The organism is Pseudomonas sp. NBRC 111132 (genome assembly GCF_001320565.1).
GTDB lineage: Bacteria > Pseudomonadota > Gammaproteobacteria > Pseudomonadales > Pseudomonadaceae > Aquipseudomonas > Aquipseudomonas putida_P.
In genome coordinates this window covers 1-21279 of the sequence record NZ_BCBI01000013.1, presented here as the reverse complement: position 1 = coordinate 21279, position 21279 = coordinate 1, and the positions used below count along the sequence as shown (strand labels likewise).

The window sequence follows — 21279 nt, the reverse complement described above, 5'->3', positions numbered from 1 at the left end:
TGAACCTCGTGTGCGGTTTAGCGCTTGAAGTTCACAGTAAACAGGCCTCCACCGGGGTGCTTTACATTGGGCGTCAGGCGCTTTTCATTTGATGACAACCACATAAACAGGGCTTTGCTTTTCAATTGATGACACGCAGGCTATAAAACCAGTGGCCCTGCAAACCCCGGCTTTAGGGACAACAATAAAAAATGCCTGCTTTCGTTCGTGCCGCCAGCTTGACCAACTACCTGGAAGTGTCCCGCCATCTGGGCCTCAACCCCCATGCACTGCTTGCGCAGGTCGGCCTTAACGCCGCCTTGCTCGACGACCCCAACCGGCGTATCCCGGTGGCCAGCGTCATCAGTTTGCTGGAAGCTTCCGCCAGCGCCACGAAGTGCGAGAGTTTTGGGTTGCGCATGGCCGAGCTGCGCCAGCTATCGGACTTCGGCGAAATCAGCCTGTTGCTCAGCCACCAACGCAACCTGCGCGATGCGCTGCAGGTGATCGTGCAATACCGCCACCTGCTCAATGACGCGCTGGCCATTCATATCGAAGAAGCCGGCAAGACCGTGATCATTCGCGAAGAGGTGATCAACGAACGCGCGCCCTGCAGCCGCCAGGCCACCGAGTTGGCCATCGGCGTGATGATGCGCTTGTGCGCGGCACTGCTGGGCGCCCACTGGCACCCGATCAGTGCCAACTTCACGCATGCGGCCCCCGCCGACCCCGCCATTCATCGGCGCATCTTCGGCTGCACGCTGGTGTTCGGCAGCGAGTTCAACGGTATCGTCTGCCCCGCCGCCGACCTCGACAGCGCCAGCCCGCAGGCCAACGAAGCCATGGCCCGCCTGGCACGGCGCTACCTCGACACGCTGCCGGCCAGCGGCGTACCGTCGCTGGAACTGGAACTGCGTAAAACCATCTACCTGCTGCTGCCCATGGGCCGTGCCACCATCGAGCAGGTGGCGCAGACCCAGGGCATGAACGTGCGTACATTGCAGCGGCGGCTGGAAGAAAATGGTTTGACGTTCAAGGACCTGATCAACAACGTGCGCCGCGACCTGGTGATGCGCTACCTGGAAAACCCCGGTTACTCGCTGGGGCGCATCGCCGACATGCTCGGTTACTCGATGCCCAGTTCGTTCACCCGTTGGTTCATCGCCCAGTTCGGCATGCCACCGGCTGTTTGGCGGGCTCAGCACACGCCGCAGCCATGAGCCCATGGTGGTCTTGGCGGCGGTTCAAGACGCCGCTTCGCCGTCCAGCACGATAAAGACCTGCCCATCCTGTTGCTCGATCGGGTAGCTGGCGACTTTCAAGGCCTTGGAGTTGATCAGGTAGCCGCTGGCCAGGTCGAAGCGCAGACCATGCGCACAGCACTGAATGACCCGCCCTTCCAGGCGACCACCGCACAACGACGCGCCCTGGTGCGGGCAACTGTCGTCGATGGCGTATAGCGTGTCGGCGACATTGAACAAGGCCACGCTGCGGCCCTCGCAGGCCAGCAGCACCCGGCCATTGCGCTCCGGCAGTTGCTGAGGGCTCAGTGCGATACGCCGGTTCATGCCTGCACCACCGCTTGCAAGGCGTCATTCATGGCGGCAAACAGCGCCTCGGCTGGCCGCACCCCGGCAAGCAGCGGGCCCTGGTTGAAGCGATAGCGTGGTACGGCGCTGCCCGCTCGCCCTGCACCGTCAAGGAACGGGCTGCCATCGTCACGCAAACAGTCGATCACCTGCCCGGGCTCAAGCCCGCAACCCTGGGCGATGCCGAGCAATGTGCGGCTATCACCCAGGTCGCGGCCCTGGTGGAAATAGGCAATGAACAGTTGCGCCAGCAACGCTTCCTGCTGCGGCGCGCTGAGCAGGCTGCCGGCCCGTTGCATCAAGCGGTGGGCATTGCCGGTATTGGGCATGCGACGGATGCGCGAAAAATCGATGTCCTCGCCCACCACACTGGCAGCAGCACGCACCTGAGCCTGGCGCTCGCGTACCGCCTGCTCGCTGCCCAGGCGTTGCAGGTAGAAGGTATTGAAAGGCACCCCGTTGGCAGGCAGCCCCGGCAGCAACTGAACGCCCCGCCAGTGTATCTGCACCTGTACCTGTGGCTGCTCACGCTGCAGCAGCAACAAGGCCGCTTGCAGGTGCCGCTGGCCAATCAGGCACCAAGGGCAGACGAAATCGAAAAACACTTCGATGGACAACAGCTGTTTCACAGTTTCAACTCCTGGAGCGCAGACGGTCCATGTCGCGGTGGTAGTGACGCTTGGCGATAAAGAACACGGCCGCCGCCGCGATGCTGATCAGCGGCACCAATTGCAGCGCGGCCTGCAGCCCGATCAAGTCGGACACCCGGCCCGTGATCAGTGGCCCGGTGGCCAGGCCCAGCAGGTTGTTGGCCAGGGTCAGGGTGGCGAATGCCGTGCCATGCACCGATGCATGGGTAAGGTTGGCAACCATGGCGCTGGACGGGCCATTGGTACCGGCGGCGATCATCATGCCCAGGCAAATCAGTACCAGTTGCGCGGTGCCGGCAGGCAGCGCAAAGGCAATGCTCAGCAGCATGCAACTGCCCAGGCAGTAGGCGATGGCCAGGCTGATCTTGCGGTCCGGGCGCTGTCGCCCAAGGCGGTCGCAGAGCATGGCGCAGAGGATCATGCCGATACCGCTGCACAGCACGATGACGGCGGCGATTGCCCCGGCACGGTCGGTACCCATGGCGTAATAGCGGTTGAGGTAACTGGGCATCCACACGATCAGGGTGCCACCGACGAACAGTTGCAGGCCGCTGCCGACATAGGCGGCGATGACCGATCGGCTGCTGTACAGCGTGCGCAGCGGGCGGCTGGCCTTGTCGAGCGCCTGCTGCGCGCACTTGGGTGCAATGCGCGCCTCCTTGACGATCATCGGATACACCATCGCCAGCACCAGGCCGAACAATGCCATGCCAGCAAATGCCCAGCGCCAGCCCAAATGCTGGGCCAGCACGCCGCCCAAGGCCATGCCCAGCACCGAACCGAACATGCCGCCGGCCATGAACGCCCCGGCCAGCGTCGAGCGCATGTCGCGGGGGAACACTGCGACCACCACGGCAATGCCGACACTGCCATAGGCTGCCTCGCCAACCCCGACCAAAAAGCGCGCAATGAACATTTGCGGGTAGTTTTCCGCCAGGGCACAGCCGAGCGTGGCCAGGCTCCACAGCACCGCCATCAGCACCAGGCTGCGTACCCGGCCGAAGCGGTCGGCCAACAACGACAGCGGAAAGGTCAGCAGGCCGACCATCAGCGCGACGATGCCGCTGAGCAAGCCGAGCTGGCTGTCGCTGAGCGCCCATTCGCCCTTTAGCAGCGGGAACACCGCATTGAGCACCTGGCGCGACATATAGTCGGAGATCAACAGGCCGAAGGTCAGGGCAAACACCACCCAGGCATAGCGCCGGGGGACGCTGTGGGCGGTGTCGGTGCCGGAGTCTTCGGCACTGGCGAGATAGGTGGCCATGTTGCCTCCTTGGGTGTGGTGTGGGTTTTTCTTGTTGTTATGCACTACTGCTCAAGCTTGGTCGGCCCCTGTGGGAGCGGCCTTGTGTCGCGATAGGGCTGCAACGCAGCCCCAGGATTTCAGTGCAGATGCACCTTTTGCAGCCCTATCGCGACGCAAGGCCGCACTCATCTGGCCGTGCCAACGTTTGTATCAAGTACGCTGCGGCACACCCTTCTCACCCGCCTGGCGGTTCGGCGCCATGCCATTGGCTTTAAGCGTCTGCTCGATACTGTCGTACTGCTGCCCGATGCGGTAAATGGCCCGGGCCTCCTTGCCGCTGGCAATCTCGCGCCCCAGTTCGTGGGCCACGCGCACGGTCTGCTGGATCTGCTGCACCGAGGTGAAGCGTTTGCCGTGCTGGTCGATGATGGTGTCTTCGTTGCCACAGCGCGGGTGCAGGCCCATGGCCAGGGCCATGGTGTTGAACGGCAGCACGTTCTTCAGCAACGATTCGGCGGTCAGGGTGCAACCGTCCGGTGCGCGGTGGATGAAGTTGAAGAAGTTGAACGGGTTGGGGCCGTCGAAACCGCCGCCAATGCCGATCCAGGTCAGGTTCAGCGGGCCCATGTAATCACCACGGCGCACGATGCGCTCGAGGGTTTCCAGGGCATGCATGCCGGTCAGTTGGAAATGCGGCTGGATGTTGCTGGCCTGCAGGCGGCGCAGGTGCTCACGGACCCAGGCCGGGCCGGCCGGTACGGTCATTTCGCTGTAGGCGGCGTGGATTGCGGGGCTGGCCAGCGAGGTACCTTCGAGGTATTCGGGGTACAGCAGCTCCATGATGTTCATCTGCGTGGTGTTGATGGCCACGGTGACCTGATCGGGGCGCGGTGTCAGCTCGGCGAGCATGTGCCGGGTGTCGTCCGACAACCACTTGGCTGCCTCGCCTTCGCCTTCCGGGGCGAAGGAAATCGAACCGCCAACCTGAATGATCATGTCCGGCACCGCTTCGCGGACTCCGGCGATCAGCTCGTTGAACTTGGACAGCCGCTTGGAGCCTTTGCCGTCCAGCTCACGCACGTGCAAATGCAGCACGGTTGCGCCTGCCTCGTAGCAGTCGACGGCCTTTTGCACCTGCTCGTCCATGGTCAGCGGAATGTCTTCAGGGAAATCTTCGGGCATCCACTCAGGGCCATAGGGGGCCACGGTGATCACCACCTTTTCCATGTTTTCCGGGTGCAACGAATCGTCGAAGAATTGCATGCTGTAGTCCTCGCTATTGTTTTTGTGCGGTTGCCAGCGGCTGGCTTAGAAGGTGCGGCTGCCTTTGATCCCGGCGCGCTCCATCTTGCGATGGCACGGTGGGTAATCCATGACGGCGTAATGCTGGGTGCTGCGGTTATCCCAAATTGCCACGCTGTTGGGCTTCCAGCGCCAGCGCACCTGGTATTCGGGCAGGTAAGCCTGGCTGATGAGGTAACGCAGCAGGTCGCCTGCGCCGGGGTTGGCGTCCTGGCCGAAACGCACCCGCTGCGGCGTGTGGTAGTTGCTGAAGTGGGTGGTGAAGGCGTTGACGAACAGCACCTGCTCGCCGGTTTCCGGGTGGGTGCGTACCACCGGATGCTCGGCATCGGGGAATTGCGCCTTGAGTGCCAGCCGTTTTTCCAACGGCATGGCGGCGCCGAAGCTGGCCTCGATGCTGTGGCGGGCGCGCAGGCCTTCGATGTTGGCCTTCACCTCGCTGGGCAGGTTTTCGTAAGCCAGCACCATGTTCGCCCACAGGGTGTCGCCGCCCACTGGTGGGCATTCGACGCAGCGCAGCACGCAACCCATGGGCGGTGCTTCACGCCAGGTGGCATCGGTGTGCCAGGCATTTTCGTAGCGGTCATTGGGCTGGTCCGGGCGCTTGTAGATCTGCACCAGGCCCGGGTGCTCCGGGTCGCTTCCTGCCACCGGGTGGTCCTCCAGCTCGCCGAAGCGACGGGCGAAGGCCACGTGTTCGGCACGGCTGAAGTGCTGGTCGCGCAGGAACAGCACACGGTGCTGAAGCAACTGCTGGCGCAGCTGGGCGAACAGGTCGTCGTCGTGAATCGCGTCGGCCAGGTTGACGCCACTCACCTCGGCACCGATCGCGCAAGTCAGTTGTTCGATGTGCATGCTGTTGCCCTCTTCAGATGACGAAGATCGACGAGCCGGTGGTTTTGCGGGCTTCCAGGTCACGGTGGGCCTGAACCGCGTCCTGAAGGGCGTAGTGCTGGTTGATTTCGATACGGATGCGCCCGCTGCTGACGTGATCGAACAACTCGCCGGCCAGGTCGGCCTTTTCTGCCGGGTCGGCGATGAAGTCGGCCAGGGCCGGCCGGGTGAGCTGCAGAGAACCCTTGATCGCCAGCAACTGCGGGTCGAACGGCGGGATGGTGCCCGACGCCGTGCCAACGCATACCATCAGCCCGCGGCGCTTGAGCGAGTCGAGCGAGCCGGTGAAGGTGTTCTTGCCGACACTGTCGAACACCACGTTCACCCCAACCCCGTCGGTCAGCTCGCGTACACGGCTGGCCACGTCCTCGACGCTGTAATTGATGATGTGGTTGCAGCCATGGGCACGGGCGACCTCGGCCTTGGCTTCGGTGGACACGGTGCCGATCACGTTCAAGCCCAGCAGCCGTGCCCACTGCGCGACAATCAGGCCCACGCCGCCAGCAGCCGCATGCAGCAGCACGCTGTCACCGGGTTTGAAGGCGTAGAGGCGGCGCAACAGGTAGGCCGAGGTCAGGCCGCGCATGGTCATGGCGGCAGCGGTCTCGAAGGCAATGGTTTCCGGCAGTTTGATCAGCACCGCAGCGGGGATCAGGCGTTCGGTGCAATAAGCACCCAGGGTATTGAGGAACCCGGTGTAGGTGACCCGATCACCGACACCCACCTGGGTCACCCCCTCGCCCACCGCCTCCACTACCCCGGCAGCTTCCACGCCGATGCCATTGGGCAGCGGGATCGGGTAAGTGCCGTTGCGAAAGTAGGTGTCGGCGTAGTTCAGGCCAACCGCTACCTGGCGCAATCGCACCTGCCCCGGGCCGGGCTCGCCCACTTCGGCGTCCTCATAGCGCAGTACCTCGGGGCCACCGGTCTGATGGAAACGTACGACTTTGGACATGCTTGTCTCTCCAATCATCGATCTGGACGCCAGGCGTCAGTTCTGGGTGATTGGACTGTATGCCCTTGGCTTGCAGGGTGCTTCGCATCGGACGACAGCGGGTTTTCATTTGATGACAGCGCGTTCATCGCCCAGCGTTCGGCCAACCTGCTTTATTCATGAGCCTGCTGGATGCTTGTCAAAGCCGGCAATCAGGCGCTGGGCATTCTCTTCGCAATCCATCCCCTGCGGCTTGTCTTCGATACCGGCAATTACCGCCAGCAGCTGTGCCCGGTTCTGCGCCAATCGCTGCTGCATCGCCTCGATCTCTGCCACTTTGCGCTTGAGGCTTGCCAGCAACAAACCATGATCAGCCGGGGCTGCACCGGAGGCGTCGGTCAGCTTGCGCATTTCATCCAGGCTGAACCCCGCCTGCTGGCCACAGGTAATGATTTCCAGCGCCCGCACCACCTGCTCAGGGTAGTCCCGGTAACCATTGCCCAGGCGCCGGGCGGCAATCAACCCGGTGGCTTCGTAGAAGCGGATACGCGACGCACTGAGCCCCGTACGTCGCGCCAGTTCACCAATTTTCATCTCGATACCCTTGCGCTATTGACCTTAAAGTTGACTTTAACCTTAGCCTTCTCCCGAACCTAGCCCACGCGTGCAGTAACCGATGCGTGGTAGCCACCATTCGGAGATCGCCATGACGCCGTTCCAACCCCTGCTGCTGCCCAATGGCAGTGTCATACCCAACCGCATCGCCAAGGCGGCGATGGAAGAGAACCTGGCCAACCCGGACCAGACCCCTTCCGACTCATTGCTGCGGCTGTACCAGGCCTGGGCCGAAGGCGGTGCCGGGCTGTTGCTCACCGGCAACGTGATGGTCGACCCCAGCGCCATGACCGGCCCGGGCGGTGTCATGCTCGACGCCAGCCAGCCGCTGCAGCGATTTCGCGACTGGGCCCGTATAGGCCGTGCCCATGGCGCGCAGTTCTGGATGCAGATCAACCACCCAGGGCGGCAGATGCAGGCCAACCTTGGGCAGCCCACGGTAGCGCCTTCGGCCATCGCCTTGGACATGGGCGGCCTGTCCAAACTGTTCCCTCGGCCCAAGGCACTGGACGAAGCCGAGATCGCCGCACTGATCGAGCGCTTCGCTCGTACTGCGGCCCTGGCCGAAGAGGCCGGCTTCAGTGGTGTACAGGTGCACGCCGCCCATGGTTATTTGCTGAGCCAGTTTCTGTCGCCGTTGAGCAACCAGCGCCGGGACCGCTGGGGCGGCAGCCTGGAGAACCGCGCGCGGTTATTGCTGGAGGTGGTCAAAGCCGTGCGCAAGGTGGTTTCGCCCGGCTTCGCCGTGGCCGTGAAGCTGAATTCAGCGGACTTCCAGCGCGGCGGTTTTGAACCTGCAGATGCCCGTCAGGTGGTGCTGTGGCTGAACCAATTGCCCGTAGACCTGGTGGAGCTGTCCGGTGGCAGCTATGAAGCACCGGCCATGCAGGGCGACGCCCGTGACGGCCGGACCCTGGCCCGCGAGGCGTACTTCCTGGAGTTTGCCCGAGAGATCGCCGCCATTGCGAAGATGCCGGTGATGGTCACCGGCGGTATTCGCCGGCTGCCGGTGGTCGAGCACGTGCTCGCCAGTGGCGTGGCCATGGCCGGAATAGCGACAGCCCTGGCTGTAGAGCCTGGCTTGCCCCAGCGCTGGCTGAACGGCGAAGCGACAGCCAGCGCCGAACTGCAGCCGATTCGCTGGAAGCGCAAGGCGTTTGCCGCACTGGCGTACATGGCCTTGGTGAAACTGCAGATGCGCCGGCTGGCAGCAGGCAACAGGCCCAAGGCGCATGCGTCACCGTTGCGCGCCTTGTTGCTGGAGCAAGGCTGCACGTTACTGCGGGTAAGGCAGTACAGGCGTATGATGAGAAGCCGGGCTGGATGAGGGGCTACCTGCCGCCTCAACTCGCCTGGCCTGCCTTCATCGCCGTTCTCTACCGGAGCACTGCCATGAACAAACCCCATCACGCGCTGCTCTTCGCCCTGGCTGCGCTTGCTGCCTGCTCATCCAACTCTGCGCAGTACCAAGACCAGCCACTGGTGGCCAAGGTCGGTACCGGCATGAGCAAAGACCAGGTCGTGCAAATAGGCGGCAAACCTGATGCCGAGACCGACCGTACCGTGGTGCCCGGCACCTGCTTCGACTACATGCTGACCCAGGCCGGCAAACGGCAACCCTACAGCGTCAGCTTCGACGGCAACGGCAAGGTGGACAAGACCGCCTTCATGACCTGCGCCGAATGGAGCAATGCCCAGCACAAGGCCCGCCTGCCCAGCATGGGCGGCTCAAGCGGCTCGGGCTACTGATTCAGTCCAGGCAGTCCTTGGCAGCTTGACGCAATTTGTCGCCAGACAGAAAGCTGCCCTTGTAGAAAGTCGCGCGGCTGCCATCGCGGGAGTCGACCACGTCCAGCACATCGTCACTTGCCACCGCGCTGGATGCCGTCAGCCGGTAGCCATGGGCTATCGACTTCTGCGTGGCCTGGGGCGCCAGCGCCTGCCATTTGGGCAATACACAGGCGGCGTACTGCTGCGGCGTTTTTTTGGTCAGTTTGCTGGCAGTGGGCTTGCCAGGCGTTGCGCAGCCGACAAGGCTGGCGACTAGCGCAGAAGCGACAAAGATACGAAAAATAGGCATTTGCAATTGGCCATTAGGGATACGCCGCATTCTAACGGGGGTTGCGGCGAGTTTCTAATCAACCAAGGTCTTGCTGCGTTTTTTTCGCGCAATTGACACAGTCACAACGCGCCAACGACAACCAAACAACACGCCGGCTGATTAACTAAGGCTGGTTGAAAGTAATGAATTGTTTTAAGCGAGGGAACGAATTCGTTCTTCCCTGCTTCTGATTAGCATCCGGCAACGGCAATCACCGGCCGGCTTCACCCACCCACATTGATCAGCGCGCTTCGCCAAGGAGAATCCCATGTTGTGGTGGCTGGAAATACTCGCCCAATACGTAACTTCCACCGGCTTGGCGGTACTCTGTATCTTCGTGTTCTGGGCTTATGGCCTGGCATTCGGCAGGGCCTACATGAAGGTCCTCTCTGGCCTGCTGGCCGCCATGCTGCTAATGATCGCCGCATGCCCACATGGCGTGGACTTTGCGTTGGGCAATCACATGGCGCCTGGTGACGTCAGTGCCCTACTGCTGTTCCTTGCCGATGCAACAGGGGTGATAACAGCGGTGGTAGTGGCCTCGTTTTTCTTCAGCCCCGGGCGTTTGCAAGACGAAGCCTGAGCGCGATGACTGGCGCACACCTGATATTTCTGCCAGTAGCGTGGGCGGCGGAACGCTGAGAAAGTGAACCTGCCCATGGGGCATCACTACGACTCGGCAAGGAAACCTACCATGCAAAATAACGCCAACAGCACGCTGTTCTTCTATCAGAACGGCAAACTCATCACCCTTAAAACCGGTGAACAGGGCCGTAGCATCTTTCGTTCTTCGGATGTGCCACTGGCCGAGCAACAATCCAACGGCACCCACACCAGCGGCTTGCTGGTGACCGACGACAAGGGCTCGGTGCTGCAGGTGCAGGAGAAAAGCTGAAGTTCCAAGCAAGTGCCTTTCACACAGCTATTGCGTTTCACCCCGCCCTGAGGCGATGCTCACAGGCCCGTCGAAGCAGAAGACAAGGAAGGCCTTTAGCACTATGGAGACGCTGCACAACATCAAGTCAGACCTGGTCAGAACTGCCGAGCACCTGGACAAACTCAGCCAAGCCATGAGTGGCCACGCCAGGTTCATGGAGGCGCGAGGTAGCTCTCCGAGCGAGCTCGATGTTACCGCGCACATCAGGTCCATCGATGTGGTGGCGCACGAGTTGCGCGCCGTGGCCGCAAGAATCGACGACATTGAAGGTGCTTGATGATAGGCATCTGAACGGGAAATCTACCCGGTTCTAGGCGCCGCCCCCAAACGCGGGGTCAGGGCTTGGCTCCCCGGTACAGTACGATGGCCGCAACATCCAAGGCCAGTACACTGCCTACAAACAGGGCCATGACGTACAGGTCTTCAGTAAGCATTGCCGTTTCCCCCAAATGCACCACTTTCTCTGGGGACTTGCAATTAATGCTCCAGTTACCATGTGGTAACCGGACAGCGACTCAGCTGAACTTGAGCTTCAACACTTTGCTCAGCGCCCAACCACTGAAGACATAGAATGCATCGAGGTAGAAGCGCCCTGCATAGTTGGGCAGCGGTGCGTGATTCAACAGCACATCCGGGTCAGGCGCGGGCGGAAACAGGGCATAAAAGCCGTTGGGCAGCACAGCCAGCGCCAGCAATGACAAGTAGGTCGAGGCTTGCAGCCAAGTGGCACGATTGCCGAGCCTGGCGGACCACTTCAGGCCGTAGTAAGCAACCAGGCCAGCAACCGGCAACACCCAAAAATGCGTCGGGATCCCAATGAACATTTCGGCGACAACGCTTCTTGCTTCCACCCGCTGTTCTCCATTCAAATGCGACGATTATCGCGGGCGGGGCCAGCAAATGCAAAAACGGCGCGGTTCAAGCCAGCTCCGGCTCCACCAGCCACTTCTTGAACTTTGCCGGTGAGCCGGCATACAGCGCATTGGGCGGAACATCCTCGGTTACCACGCTGTTCGCCGCGATCACGCTGTTATGGCCAATATTGATGCCAGGCAATACCACGGCACCCGCGCCAATCCAGGCATTGTCGCCCACGGTAATCGGGGCGATGTAGTCATTGTCCTTGCGCCGCTGGGGGTTGATATCGTGGCTGGTCGTACACAAACGCACCTGCGGGCCAAGCATGGCCATGCGGCCGATGCGGATAGTTGCTTCGTCGAGGAGCACGCACCCGCTGTTGATGAAAGCGCCCTGCCCCAATTCAAGGTTGCCGCGCTCGAAGTAGAACGGCGGGCGAATGACTACATGGCTTTGGGTACGGACACCGGTTTTGGCCAATAGGCGATTCAACTGTTTTTTACCCAGGTCATGGGTATCCAGCAGGCGCATGAACTGACGCGGAGACAGGTGTTTTTTGAGTTTTGCGACGAATAGGAGCAAGCGAGACATCCGACAGTGGTAATGGTGTTGATCGCGTCAGCGAGACACTAGCAGGCAGCTTATCGGTGCCTCCTGCCATTTCTTGAGCACGCGAGTTTACGCGGCCCATTGGCAAAAAGCCCGCTCTGGACGGCGGGCTTTTTTGTTTCGTCGGTTGAATGATCACGCTTTTGAACACATCAGCGCGGCATCCAGCAACCTGCCGTGGTCGTACCAGGCATCACGTTGATAAGCCGTGAACTGGTGCTGGGTTCCCGTGCCGCGCAATTCTACAAGACCATCAGCCTTGTCGGGGTCGGTGCTTTCGATGAACAGCTTGACCGAGTTATCGCCATCGACTTCATAGGTTTTCACATGCCCTGGAAGTTCGCCTTTGACGCACCCCAGATACGCGGGTGGGCTTTTCGCGGTCGTGCCAGCGGTATAATCGTGGCTGTCACGCACATCAGGGTTTTGTGCGCAGCCTGCCATTAACAACGTGGCAAACCCGGACACCAGTATTGCGCCGGCAAGCGATCTTGAGCTCTTCACGCGACACGCTCCTGCCCCCCATCGAAAACTGGGAAAGTGTTGCCAAGCAGCCTGCCCATTTTTTGGTTTTCGTATGCCCATGTTACTGCTCAATGACAACCGGGCATTAGGTTTGTTTGCTATATAGGTTCTGGGGCGCCCCCCTCGCGCCCTGCATCAGTAGCGACGGTATTCCTGCCCGCCACGGTCTCCGTCATAGTAATGGCGGTGATGCCTGCCGTCGTGCCAGTACGGCCAACAACCACTGAGCAACAACAAACCGGACAACACCACAACCCATGCAGTCTTGCGTTTCATGTGCGAACCTCCGGCGGGCGAAGCCATGCCTTCCCTGAGTTGGACCGCACGGGGTTGGGATGTTCAGGCAGGCGCAGGCCGTTGGTCATCTTCCATGCATAATTTCATTTACCCGGCGGCCCTGGCTGCGGTTGGCCCCGATTACGCGTATGGCGTACCCATAACCGGGGTCAGGCAATGGCATTGAGAAACACGTAAGTTGCCGCCAGGTCCAGCACCAACACAGCAACCACGCCGAAAATCATGTAATAGCGGTCATCCTGAGTCATTTCTGCGTACTCCGCATGATCAATGTCTCAGGACTACAGCAATTCCCGTTCCATCTACTGGGTGGAGCCTGCGGGCGCCGGTGGAGCCAAGCAAACAAGTGGGGCAATTAGTCCTTGACCTGGCATACACCATTGGCTTTGTTCTTGCCGGTATATGAGACGTCAGGCGAGCCATCCGGATTGATCGACAACGATACCGTTAACCCGCTGCCTTTGGCTTCGTAGTAGTTGTCGTTGAATTTTTTCAGTTTGCCTTCCTTGCCATTGATATAGATCGGCCCGCCCTTGTCGGCATGAACCTCGATGTTTCCGGGGCACGTCGCGTTCAACAGCGGAATGCCGGCGTGGGCAGTGCCCGACGCCAGGAGCAAGATGCCAAGTAACAAACGCTTCATCTACGGTGTCCTCCTGTGGTTGTCGGGGTGCGAGTGATAAACCACGCTGCACTACCTGCACGGCCTCATTGTGCAGAAGGCCCACCCGTTTGACGAGCCTGCCATGGGGCAAATGGCTGCTACCCGTGGCTCCAGATAACCTGCGTCTCAACGTGCAGCCATTTCCAGCCGGCTCAAAAACTATTGCGAGCAGGCCAGCACCGCCCGGCGGGCTATCCTTTGTGCTCCAGTAGGAGGAATGGGAATGTGCGGAAGGCTGAGCCAGTACCGCGGGATCCATGACTTCGTTGAGACCCTGAGCATGCCAGAGGCCTGGCGCAACAATGTCGGCGACCAGGCGCTCGGACGGTACAACGTCGCGCCGACCATGCCGGTGGCAGTGCTGCGGGAGGATGATGCAGGCCCGCGCGCTGACTTGGTGAGGTGGGGATGGCGGCCGCACTGGGCGACTGACCGTGCTGCGCCGATCAATGCTCGGGTCGAAAAGGTGGCGCACGGCGCGTTCTTCCGTGCGATCTGGCCACACCGGGCAATCACGCCAGTGGACGGATGGTTTGAGTGGAAAGATGAAGGCGGCCCGAAGAAGCAGCCGTACTTCATCCATCGGCGTGACGGGCGCCCTGCCCTTTGCGCGTCCATCGGCCAGTTTGCTGGCAACGAGCACGACGGCTTCGTGATCATTACCGCCGACGCCCAGGGAGGAATGATTGACGTGCACGACCGCAGGCCTGTCGTGCTTTCGCCAGAACTGGCATGCGAGTGGATCGCAGCGGGCATGCCAAGCGAGCATGCAGAGCAACTGGTGCTCAACCTAAGCGAACCGGCCGAGGCCTTCGAGTGGTATCGGGTGAGCACTGCCGTCGGCAATGTGCGTAATCAGGGCGCCGGACTGATCCTCCCGATTGATCGGCCCCTATCAATGCCGAATACGTAAAACCTTGGGTGCCCGAGCTGAATGAATTGGGGATCAGGCGTCGCCCCCATACAACTGCCGTCACACCTATGCGACAATACGCTCAATGTCCGGCCTCAACCCCGCATTTATCGCCCAACAGCTGGGTCACAGCGTTCAGATGCTGCTGTCGACGTATGCCCGTTGGCTTAACTCAAGCTCCGACTGGAGCGAGCTGGAAAACCTCAAGATTGGTATCAAATCGGTATCAGCTGAAAGCCCAGCGTCGTAAGTTACTGATAGGTAAGCCCTTTGATCTCCACCGCTAACATCACCATGCAGTTCGGCTCCAAGCCGCTGTTCGAAAACGTTTCCGTCAAATTCAACAACGGCAACCGCTACGGCCTGATCGGCGCCAACGGTTGCGGCAAGTCGACCTTCATGAAAATCCTTGGCGGTGACCTGGAGCCGTCCGGTGGCCAGGTCATGCTCGAGCCGAATACCCGCCTGGGTAAACTGCGCCAAGACCAGTTCGCCTACGAGGAATTCACCGTGATCGACACGGTGATCATGGGCCACGGCCAATTGTGGAAGGTCAAGGCCGAGCGTGACCGTATCTACTCGCTGCCGGAAATGACCGAGGAAGACGGCATGGCCGTCGCCGAGCTGGAAACCGAATTCGCTGAAATGGACGGCTACACCGCCGAATCCCGTGCCGGTGAACTGCTGCTGGGCCTGGGTATTCCGCTGGAGCAGCACTTCGGCCCGATGAGCGAAGTGGCACCGGGCTGGAAGCTGCGTGTACTGCTGGCCCAGGCGCTGTTCTCGGACCCGGACGTGCTGCTGCTCGACGAACCGACCAACCACCTGGACATCAACACCATTCGCTGGCTGGAAACGATCCTCACGGCGCGTAACAGCACCATGATCATCATTTCCCACGACCGGCACTTCCTCAACAGCGTCTGCACCCACATGGCTGACCTGGATTACGGCGAACTGCGCCTGTTCCCTGGCAACTATGACGAGTACATGACCGCGGCCACCCAGTCGCGTGAGCAACTGCTGTCGGACAACGCCAAGAAAAAGGCCCAGATCGCCGAGCTGCAGACCTTCGTCAGCCGCTTCTCGGCCAACGCCTCGAAAGCCAAGCAGGCGACTTCGCGTGCCAAGCAGATCGACAAGATCCAACTGGCCGAGGTCAAGCCGTCCAGCCGCGTCAGCCCGTTCATTCGCTTCGAGCAGACGAAAAAGCTGCACCGCCAGGCAGTGGTCGTCGAAAAAATGGCCAAAGCCTTCGACGACAAGGTGCTGTTCAAGAACTTCGACATTACCGTCGAAGCGGGCGAGCGCGTTGCAATCATCGGCCCCAACGGTATTGGCAAAACCACCCTGCTGCGCACCCTGGTTGGCGAAATGACCCCGGATGCAGGCTCGGTGAAGTGGACCGACAGCGCTGAGGTGGGCTACTACGCCCAGGACCACGCCCACGACTTCGAAGACGACCTGAGCCTGTTCGACTGGATGGGCCAGTGGACCTCCGGCGAGCAAGTGATCCGCGGCACCTTGGGGCGGATGCTGTTCTCCAACGACGAAATCCTCAAGTCGGTGAAGGTGATTTCCGGTGGTGAGCAAGGTCGCATGCTGTTCGGCAAGCTGATCCTGCAGAAGCCGAACGTGCTGGTAATGGACGAGCCGACCAACCACCTGGACATGGAATCGATCGAGGCGCTGAACCTGGCGCTGGAAAACTACCCAGGCACCCTGCTGTTCGTCAGCCACGACCGCGAATTCGTGTCGTCGCTGGCCACGCGCATCATCGAGCTGTCGCCCGATGGCGTGGTGGACTTCAGTGGTACCTATGACGATTACCTGCGTAGCCAGGGCGTATTGGTCTGATTGACGGGTAAGGCCTGGCCATCTGAGGTGGCTGGGCCGACCTCTTGGCAGCACAAGGCTGCTCCTACAGGTAAAGTACCTGCGACCAATCCTGAAGGTGAGTATCCCCCGACGAATAATTCGTTAGCCTGCTTTCATTTATTTCGCGCAGCGGCCATGATGGGGCCACGCCCAACCGCCCGCCCGCGAAGAGCCCATGACCGCGCAACAACCCGCCCCCACCAGCAATACGCTGCACATCACACTGCAGATCCTGTCGATCGTTTTCTACACCTTCATTGCCTTCCTCTGCATCGGCTTGCCGATTGCAGTACTGCCCAGCTATGTGCACGACCAACTCGGCTTTGGCGCAGTGATCGCTGGGGTAACGATTGGCCTGCAATACCTGGCCACGCTGCTTAGCCGCCCGTTTGCGGGGAAGGTGGCGGACACCTTGGGTGGTAAACGGGCCATCCGCTTCGGCCTGTTGGGGATTGCCGGTTGCGGTGTGCTGACGTTGTTCTCGGCCTGGACCTTGAGCGCCCCACTGCTGAGCCTGACCCTGTTACTCGGCGGGCGTTTGCTACTGGGTGTCGCCCAAGGGTTGATCGGGGTGGCCACCTTGAGCTGGGGCATCAGCCAGGTCGGCCCCGAGCACACGGCCAGGGTGATCTCATGGAACGGTATCGCCTCCTATGGCGCTATCGCCATCGGTGCACCGCTGGGCGTACTGGCCGTGGACGGGCTGGACTTCAGCGTACTGGGGCCGACCTTGCTGGTACTGGCAACCCTTGCCCTGCTGGTGCTGCGCAAGCGCCCCGACGTGGTAGTGGTACGCGGCGAGCGTCTGCCCTTCTGGTCAGCGTTCGGCCGGGTTGCGCCGTGTGGCCTGGGCCTGACCTTGGCCTCGATCGGCTACGGCACCCTGACCACCTTCGTTACCCTCTACTACCTCGAGCGCGGCTGGGCAGGCGCGGCCTGGTGCCTGAGTGCGTTCGGTGTGTGCTTCATCATTTCGCGGCTGCTGTTCGTCAACGCGGTCAACCGCTTTGGTGGCTACAACGTGGCAGTAGCCTGCATGGCCACCGAAGTGCTCGGCCTGTGCCTGCTGTGGCTGGCGCCCTCGCCGCCCTGGGCGCTGGTTGGCGCCGGGCTGACCGGTTTCGGGCTCTCGCTGGTGTACCCGGCACTGGGCGTGGAGGCGATCAAGCAGGTGCCCAGCAGCAGCCGCGGCGCGGGGTTGGGTGCCTATGCGGTGTTCTTCGACATGGCGCTGGCCATCGCCGGCCCCGTGATGGGGGCCGTAGCCGTGCACCTGGGCTATGCCTCGATTTTCTGCGTGGCGGCCCTGCTCGCCCTGGCCGGGGTCGGCCTAACGTTGCTGCTGGCGCGGCGTGCCCGTCGCAGCTGAGCGTTCGGCGGGCTCTGGTGCCCCCAAAGCCTGGCTGAAAAATGCTGCCGTTTCACGTTGCAGCGAGCGATGGATATGCCGCCTGTCGACGCCGTCGGCGTCCTTGCACAGCGCCGGCATCCGCGCATATTGCTCGGCATCGCAATGGGCCATGAACACGAAATGCCCGGCACCGGCCAACAGGCGATAGTCTGGCGTGACTGGCAGCTTGCGGGCCAAGGCTTCGGCATTTCGGTCCACGGCCACCAGTTGATCGCTGTCGCCGCTGTAGATCAGCGCGGGTATCTGCACCCCGGCCAGTGCATGACGACCGAACAATAGGCTTAGCGGCGCCATCAACATCACAGCACCCACTCGCGGATCAGCCTCAGGCGCGAGCTCGCTGCGGTCGGCGATCAGTATGCCGTGGGTCTTGCAGGCGTCAGCGTCATTCGGGCGCTCTAGGCAATACTGACGCAACCGATCCAGATCAGGGCGCGCGCCAGACAGGATCAACGCGGTTTCGCCGCCTGCCGAGTAGCCGATCACGCCCACCTTGCCTTCATTCAGATAGGGCCCGACCACGGCATCATCGCGTGCAGCGCTAATGGCGGCGCTGACTTGCAGCGGCCGCCCATAAAGATTGCTCAGGGTGCCCAGGCGACTGTGGTCGCGCGCGTTGTCCCCTGGGTGCACCACCGCGACCACCACGAACCCTTGGCGCGCCAACGACGTGGCAAGGTAGTGCAAGGCCAACGGGCTGCCGTTATTGCCGTGAGACAGTACCAGTAACGGGAACCGGCCCATGGCAACGGGCGCTTCTTCGGCCACTTCGACCGGGTACCCATCTATGCGGCTGCTCCGGGTTGCGCCATTGGCCGGGTAGAACGCCAACGCTTGCATCGGGCGGCTATCGACCGGGTCGGCCAGGGTCATGTGGTGCAGGCCGGCAACCCAGGGCGCGGCTTCGGCGCGGGCCAACAGGCCGCCGAGCAGAGCCAGCGCCAACAAGCAGCGAGGAATGGTCATCGGCCGGCGGTTCCTTGCAGGGCGAAGTGATGGCCCAGCATAAAACCGGCCGGGCCTGTGCCGGATGAAAACTGGATGAAAACGCCGTCATGCATGTCGCGCTTGCGCCCTATGCATTTGCGCATTGCGTCGAACCCGTGGCATAGATGCAGGTCCACGTCTTACGTGACCGTTTCGCGCCAATGAAGGAGATTCATGCATGAGCAAGCCCGCCTACGTGCCACCCAAGGTCTGGCGCAACGACGCAGCGTCCGGCGGCCAGTTCGCCAGCATCAACCGCCCGGTTGCCGGCCCGACTCACGACAAGGAGCTACCGCTAGGCAAGCACCCGCTGCAGCTGTATTCCCTTGCCACGCCCAATGGGGTGAAGGTCACCATTGCCCTTGAAGAACTGCTCGCCTTGGGCCACGCCAATGCCGAATACGATGCCTGGCTGATCCGCATCGGCGAAGGCGACCAGTTTTCCAGTGGCTTTGTCCAGGTCAACCCCAACTCGAAGATCCCTGCCCTGCTCGACCGCAGCGTCGAACCGCCTGTACGGGTATTCGAATCGGGTTCGATCCTGCTGTACCTGGCGGACAAGTTCGGTGCACTGCTGCCAAAATCGCCAGCTGCACGTACCGAGAGCCTGAACTGGCTGTTCTGGCAGATGGGCGCTGCACCCTACCTGGGCGGTGGCTTTGGCCACTTCTACGTATATGCCCCAGAAAAATTCGAGTACGCCATCAACCGCTTCACCATGGAAGCCAAGCGTCAACTGGATGTACTCGACCGCCGTCTGGGCGAGAGCCGCTACCTGGGCGGCGAGGAGTACAGTATCGCCGACATTGCCGTGTGGCCTTGGTATGGCCAGCTGGTGCGCGGCAACTTGTACGGCGCCGCTGAGTTCCTGGCGGTTGACGAATACCCCAACGTACAGCGCTGGGCCGAGGAAATTGCCCTGCGCCCGGCGGTACAACGCGGTACCCGTGTCAACCGTACCTGGGGCGATGAAGACAGCCAGGTGCCGGAGCGCCATTCAGCGGCAGACCTGGATTAACTGCTGGCCGGGGTCGCTGCGCGACCCCGACAATGCCCGCCTGCATAAAACCATTTGCCCCTGCGCAAACCTGCGCCCACCAAGCCCTTCTTGTACACTCCTCGCACTAGCCCCCACCTGCACATTTTTTTGGTGAACGCATGATCGAGGTAACCGAGGTTTCCATTGCCGCGCTGCGCGACGCGCTCGAGTCGGGCCGCACGACGGCGGTCGAGCTGGTCAAGGCCTATCTGGCACGTATCGATGCCTACGATGGCGCCGACACGGCCACGGCCCTGAACGCCGTAGTGGTACGCAACCCGGAGGCGCTGAAAGAGGCCGAGGCCTCCGACGCCCGCCGTGCCAAGGGCCAGGTGCTGAGCCCACTGGACGGCATTCCCTACACCGCCAAAGACAGCTACCTGGTCAAGGGCCTGACTGCCGCTTCCGGCAGCCCTGCCTTCAAGAACCTGGTCGCCCAGCGCGACGCCTTCACCATCGAGCGCCTGCGCGCCGCGGGTGCCGTGTGCCTGGGCAAGACCAACATGCCGCCCATGGCTAACGGTGGCATGCAGCGCGGTGTCTATGGCCGCGCCGAAAGCCCTTACAACGCCAACTACCTGACCGCGCCGTTCGCCTCGGGCTCGTCCAACGGCGCCGGCACCGCCACCGCCGCCAGCTTCAGTGCCTTCGGCCTGGCCGAAGAAACCTGGTCCAGCGGCCGTGGCCCGGCGTCCAACAACGGCCTGTGCGCCTACACCCCATCGCGCGGGGTGATTTCGGTGCGTGGCAACTGGCCGCTGACCCCGACCATGGACGTGGTGGTGCCTTATGCACGCACCATGGCCGACCTGCTGGAAATTCTCGACGTGGTGGTCGCCGATGACGTCGACAAGCGCGGCGACCTGTGGCGCCTGCAACCGTGGGTGCCGATTCCGGCGGCCTCCAAGGTGCGCCCGGCGTCGTACCTGGACCTGGCGGTAGATGCCAGCGCGCTCAAGGGCAAGCGCTTTGGCGTGCCACGCATGTACATCAATGCCGACACCGAGGCCGGTACCTCCGAAAAACCAGGCATCGGCGGCCCGACTGGCCAACGCATCAACACCCGCGCCACGGTCATCGACCTGTGGCAGCAAGCGCGCCAGGCCCTGGAAGCGGCCGGTGCGCAAGTGCTGGAAGTGGACTTCCCGCTGGTGTCCAACTGCGAAGGCGACCGCCCGGGCGCACCGACCGTTTACAACCGCGGTATCGTCAGCAAGGAGTTCCTCCATGACGAACTGTGGGAGCTTTCGGGCTGGGGCTTCGACGACTTCCTGCGTGCCAATGACGACCCCAAGCTCAACCGCCTGGCCGATGTCGATGGCCCACAGATTTTCCCACACGACCCAGGCACCCTGCCCAACCGCGAGGACGACCTGGCGGCGGGCATGGACGAGTACGTCAACATGGCCAAGCGCGGCCTGAAGACCTGGGACCAGATCGAGACCCTGCCAGATGGCCTGCGCGGCCTGGAGCAGACCCGCAAGCTGGACCTGGAAGACTGGATGGACAAGCTGGGCCTGGATGCGGTGCTGTTCCCAACCGTAGCGGACGTTGGCCCGGCTGACGCCGACGTCAACCCGGCGTCGGCGGACATCGCCTGGAGCAACGGCATCTGGGTGGCCAACGGTAACCTGGCGATCCGCCACCTGGGCGTACCGACCGTGACCGTGCCAATGGGCGTGATGGCCGATATCGGCATGCCGGTGGGGTTGACCTTTGCCGGCCGAGCCTACAGCGACAATGCGCTGCTGAGCTTTGGTGCGGCCTTCGAGGCGACCGGCTCGCGCCGCATGATCCCGCCGCGCACTCCAGCTCTGGGCTGAATTTACAGCGGCCGCTTTGCGGCCCATT

General features: G+C 62.0%; 25 protein-coding genes and 1 pseudogene. 12 read left to right on the top strand and 14 right to left on the bottom strand.

Features of this window, described 5'->3' with window-relative positions; all coding sequences use genetic code 11:
- Positions 1-191 precede the first annotated feature (191 nt).
- Complete coding sequence (locus APH35_RS08600; protein WP_060514548.1) at positions 192-1199, top strand: AraC family transcriptional regulator; 1008 nt, start codon at positions 192-194, stop codon at positions 1197-1199.
- A 24-nt stretch (positions 1200-1223) separates the two neighbouring features.
- Here APH35_RS08600 and APH35_RS08595 read toward each other — a convergent pair whose 3' ends face one another.
- The 7 genes from APH35_RS08595 to APH35_RS08565 form a co-directional block, all read right to left on the bottom strand.
- Positions 1224-1547: a Rieske (2Fe-2S) protein gene (locus APH35_RS08595; protein WP_012272447.1), complete on the bottom strand. Its 324-nt coding sequence runs from the start codon at positions 1545-1547 to the stop codon at positions 1224-1226.
- A complete protein-coding gene (locus tag APH35_RS08590; protein ID WP_012272448.1) occupies positions 1544-2197 on the bottom strand; it encodes a DsbA family protein in 654 nt (217 codons plus the stop codon). Before APH35_RS08590 ends, APH35_RS08595 begins: the two co-directional genes overlap by 4 nt.
- A 4-nt stretch (positions 2198-2201) precedes the next feature.
- Positions 2202-3482 (bottom strand): MFS transporter, encoded by a 1281-nt coding sequence (locus tag APH35_RS08585; RefSeq protein WP_012272449.1) that lies wholly within the window; start codon positions 3480-3482, stop codon positions 2202-2204.
- Positions 3483-3674: 192 nt separating this feature from the next.
- Positions 3675-4727, bottom strand: a complete 1053-nt coding sequence (locus APH35_RS08580) for a 3-keto-5-aminohexanoate cleavage protein (protein ID WP_012272450.1) — start codon at positions 4725-4727, stop codon at positions 3675-3677.
- A 45-nt stretch (positions 4728-4772) separates the two neighbouring features.
- Positions 4773-5621 (bottom strand): TauD/TfdA dioxygenase family protein, encoded by an 849-nt coding sequence (locus tag APH35_RS08575; RefSeq protein WP_012272451.1) that lies wholly within the window; start codon positions 5619-5621, stop codon positions 4773-4775.
- Positions 5622-5634: 13 nt separating this feature from the next.
- Entirely contained in the window at positions 5635-6615 is a 981-nt protein-coding gene (locus APH35_RS08570) for a quinone oxidoreductase family protein (protein WP_060514547.1), read from the bottom strand.
- Between the two features lie 156 nt (positions 6616-6771).
- Positions 6772-7188, bottom strand: a complete 417-nt coding sequence (locus APH35_RS08565) for a MerR family transcriptional regulator (protein WP_012272453.1) — start codon at positions 7186-7188, stop codon at positions 6772-6774.
- Positions 7189-7300: 112 nt separating this feature from the next.
- On the opposite strand from APH35_RS08565, the gene APH35_RS08560 reads away from it, so the two are divergent.
- Positions 7301-8536, top strand: a complete 1236-nt coding sequence (locus tag APH35_RS08560; RefSeq protein WP_060493087.1) for an NADH:flavin oxidoreductase/NADH oxidase family protein — start codon at positions 7301-7303, stop codon at positions 8534-8536.
- A gap of 65 nt (positions 8537-8601) precedes the next feature.
- A complete protein-coding gene (gene osmE, locus APH35_RS08555; protein ID WP_012272455.1) occupies positions 8602-8958 on the top strand; it encodes an osmotically-inducible lipoprotein OsmE in 357 nt (118 codons plus the stop codon).
- A 1-nt stretch (position 8959) separates the two neighbouring features.
- Here the strand turns inward: osmE and APH35_RS08550 are convergent, their stop codons facing one another.
- On the bottom strand, positions 8960-9319 hold the full coding sequence (locus APH35_RS08550; protein ID WP_060493086.1) for a hypothetical protein: 360 nt from the start codon (positions 9317-9319) through the stop codon (positions 8960-8962).
- Positions 9320-9578: 259 nt separating this feature from the next.
- On the opposite strand from APH35_RS08550, the gene APH35_RS08545 reads away from it, so the two are divergent.
- The 3 genes from APH35_RS08545 (at position 9579) to APH35_RS08535 (ending at position 10524) form a co-directional block, all read left to right on the top strand.
- Entirely contained in the window at positions 9579-9893 is a 315-nt protein-coding gene (locus APH35_RS08545) for a hypothetical protein (RefSeq protein WP_060493085.1), read from the top strand.
- Positions 9894-10004: 111 nt separating this feature from the next.
- The gene (locus APH35_RS08540; RefSeq protein ID WP_012272458.1) at positions 10005-10205 is read left to right on the top strand and encodes a hypothetical protein; all 201 of its coding nucleotides are present in this window, start codon (positions 10005-10007) and stop codon (positions 10203-10205) included.
- A 103-nt stretch (positions 10206-10308) separates the two neighbouring features.
- Positions 10309-10524: a hypothetical protein gene (locus APH35_RS08535; RefSeq protein ID WP_012272459.1), complete on the top strand. Its 216-nt coding sequence runs from the start codon at positions 10309-10311 to the stop codon at positions 10522-10524.
- Positions 10525-10762: 238 nt separating this feature from the next.
- Here the strand turns inward: APH35_RS08535 and APH35_RS08530 are convergent, their stop codons facing one another.
- The 5 genes from APH35_RS08530 to APH35_RS08515 all read right to left on the bottom strand — a co-directional run bounded on the left by APH35_RS08530 (position 10763) and on the right by APH35_RS08515 (position 13179).
- Positions 10763-11071 (bottom strand): hypothetical protein, encoded by a 309-nt coding sequence (locus tag APH35_RS08530; protein WP_041166499.1) that lies wholly within the window; start codon positions 11069-11071, stop codon positions 10763-10765.
- Between the two features lie 94 nt (positions 11072-11165).
- Entirely contained in the window at positions 11166-11696 is a 531-nt protein-coding gene (locus APH35_RS08525; protein ID WP_012272462.1) for a DapH/DapD/GlmU-related protein, read from the bottom strand.
- Positions 11697-11849: 153 nt separating this feature from the next.
- Positions 11850-12218, bottom strand: a complete 369-nt coding sequence (locus tag APH35_RS08520; RefSeq protein WP_060514546.1) for a hypothetical protein — start codon at positions 12216-12218, stop codon at positions 11850-11852.
- A 156-nt stretch (positions 12219-12374) separates the two neighbouring features.
- Positions 12375-12515 (bottom strand): hypothetical protein, encoded by a 141-nt coding sequence (locus tag APH35_RS28975; protein ID WP_171577247.1) that lies wholly within the window; start codon positions 12513-12515, stop codon positions 12375-12377.
- 376 nt (positions 12516-12891) lie between these two features.
- On the bottom strand, positions 12892-13179 hold the full coding sequence (locus tag APH35_RS08515; protein WP_060493082.1) for a hypothetical protein: 288 nt from the start codon (positions 13177-13179) through the stop codon (positions 12892-12894).
- Positions 13180-13423: 244 nt separating this feature from the next.
- Between APH35_RS08515 and APH35_RS08510 the strand changes: the two genes are divergently transcribed.
- From APH35_RS08510 to APH35_RS08500, 4 genes and pseudogenes are all read left to right on the top strand, one after another.
- Positions 13424-14113, top strand: a complete 690-nt coding sequence (locus APH35_RS08510) for an SOS response-associated peptidase (RefSeq protein ID WP_012272466.1) — start codon at positions 13424-13426, stop codon at positions 14111-14113.
- Positions 14098-14363 (top strand): annotated as a pseudogene (locus tag APH35_RS29310) (site-specific integrase); the annotation flags it as partial. The gene APH35_RS08510 and the pseudogene APH35_RS29310, both read left to right, overlap by 16 nt.
- Before the next feature lie 20 nt (positions 14364-14383).
- Complete coding sequence (locus APH35_RS08505; RefSeq protein ID WP_012272468.1) at positions 14384-15970, top strand: ABC-F family ATPase; 1587 nt, start codon at positions 14384-14386, stop codon at positions 15968-15970.
- 196 nt (positions 15971-16166) lie between these two features.
- Positions 16167-17360, top strand: coding sequence for an MFS transporter (locus APH35_RS08500; protein WP_012272469.1), 1194 nt, complete (start codon positions 16167-16169; stop codon positions 17358-17360).
- On the opposite strand, the gene APH35_RS08495 is transcribed toward APH35_RS08500, so the two are convergent.
- A complete protein-coding gene (locus APH35_RS08495; protein ID WP_012272470.1) occupies positions 17322-18368 on the bottom strand; it encodes an alpha/beta hydrolase family protein in 1047 nt (348 codons plus the stop codon). The two genes, APH35_RS08500 and APH35_RS08495, sit on opposite strands and share 39 nt — an antisense overlap.
- A 199-nt stretch (positions 18369-18567) precedes the next feature.
- On the opposite strand from APH35_RS08495, the gene yghU reads away from it, so the two are divergent.
- Together yghU and APH35_RS08485 are read left to right on the top strand one after the other, a co-directional pair.
- Entirely contained in the window at positions 18568-19407 is an 840-nt protein-coding gene (gene yghU, locus APH35_RS08490; protein ID WP_012272471.1) for a glutathione-dependent disulfide-bond oxidoreductase, read from the top strand.
- A gap of 140 nt (positions 19408-19547) precedes the next feature.
- Positions 19548-21251 carry an amidase gene (locus APH35_RS08485; protein WP_060493716.1) on the top strand — a complete coding sequence of 568 codons (1704 nt, stop codon included), beginning with the start codon at positions 19548-19550 and terminating at the stop codon, positions 21249-21251.
- The last annotated feature ends 28 nt before the right edge of the window (positions 21252-21279 follow it).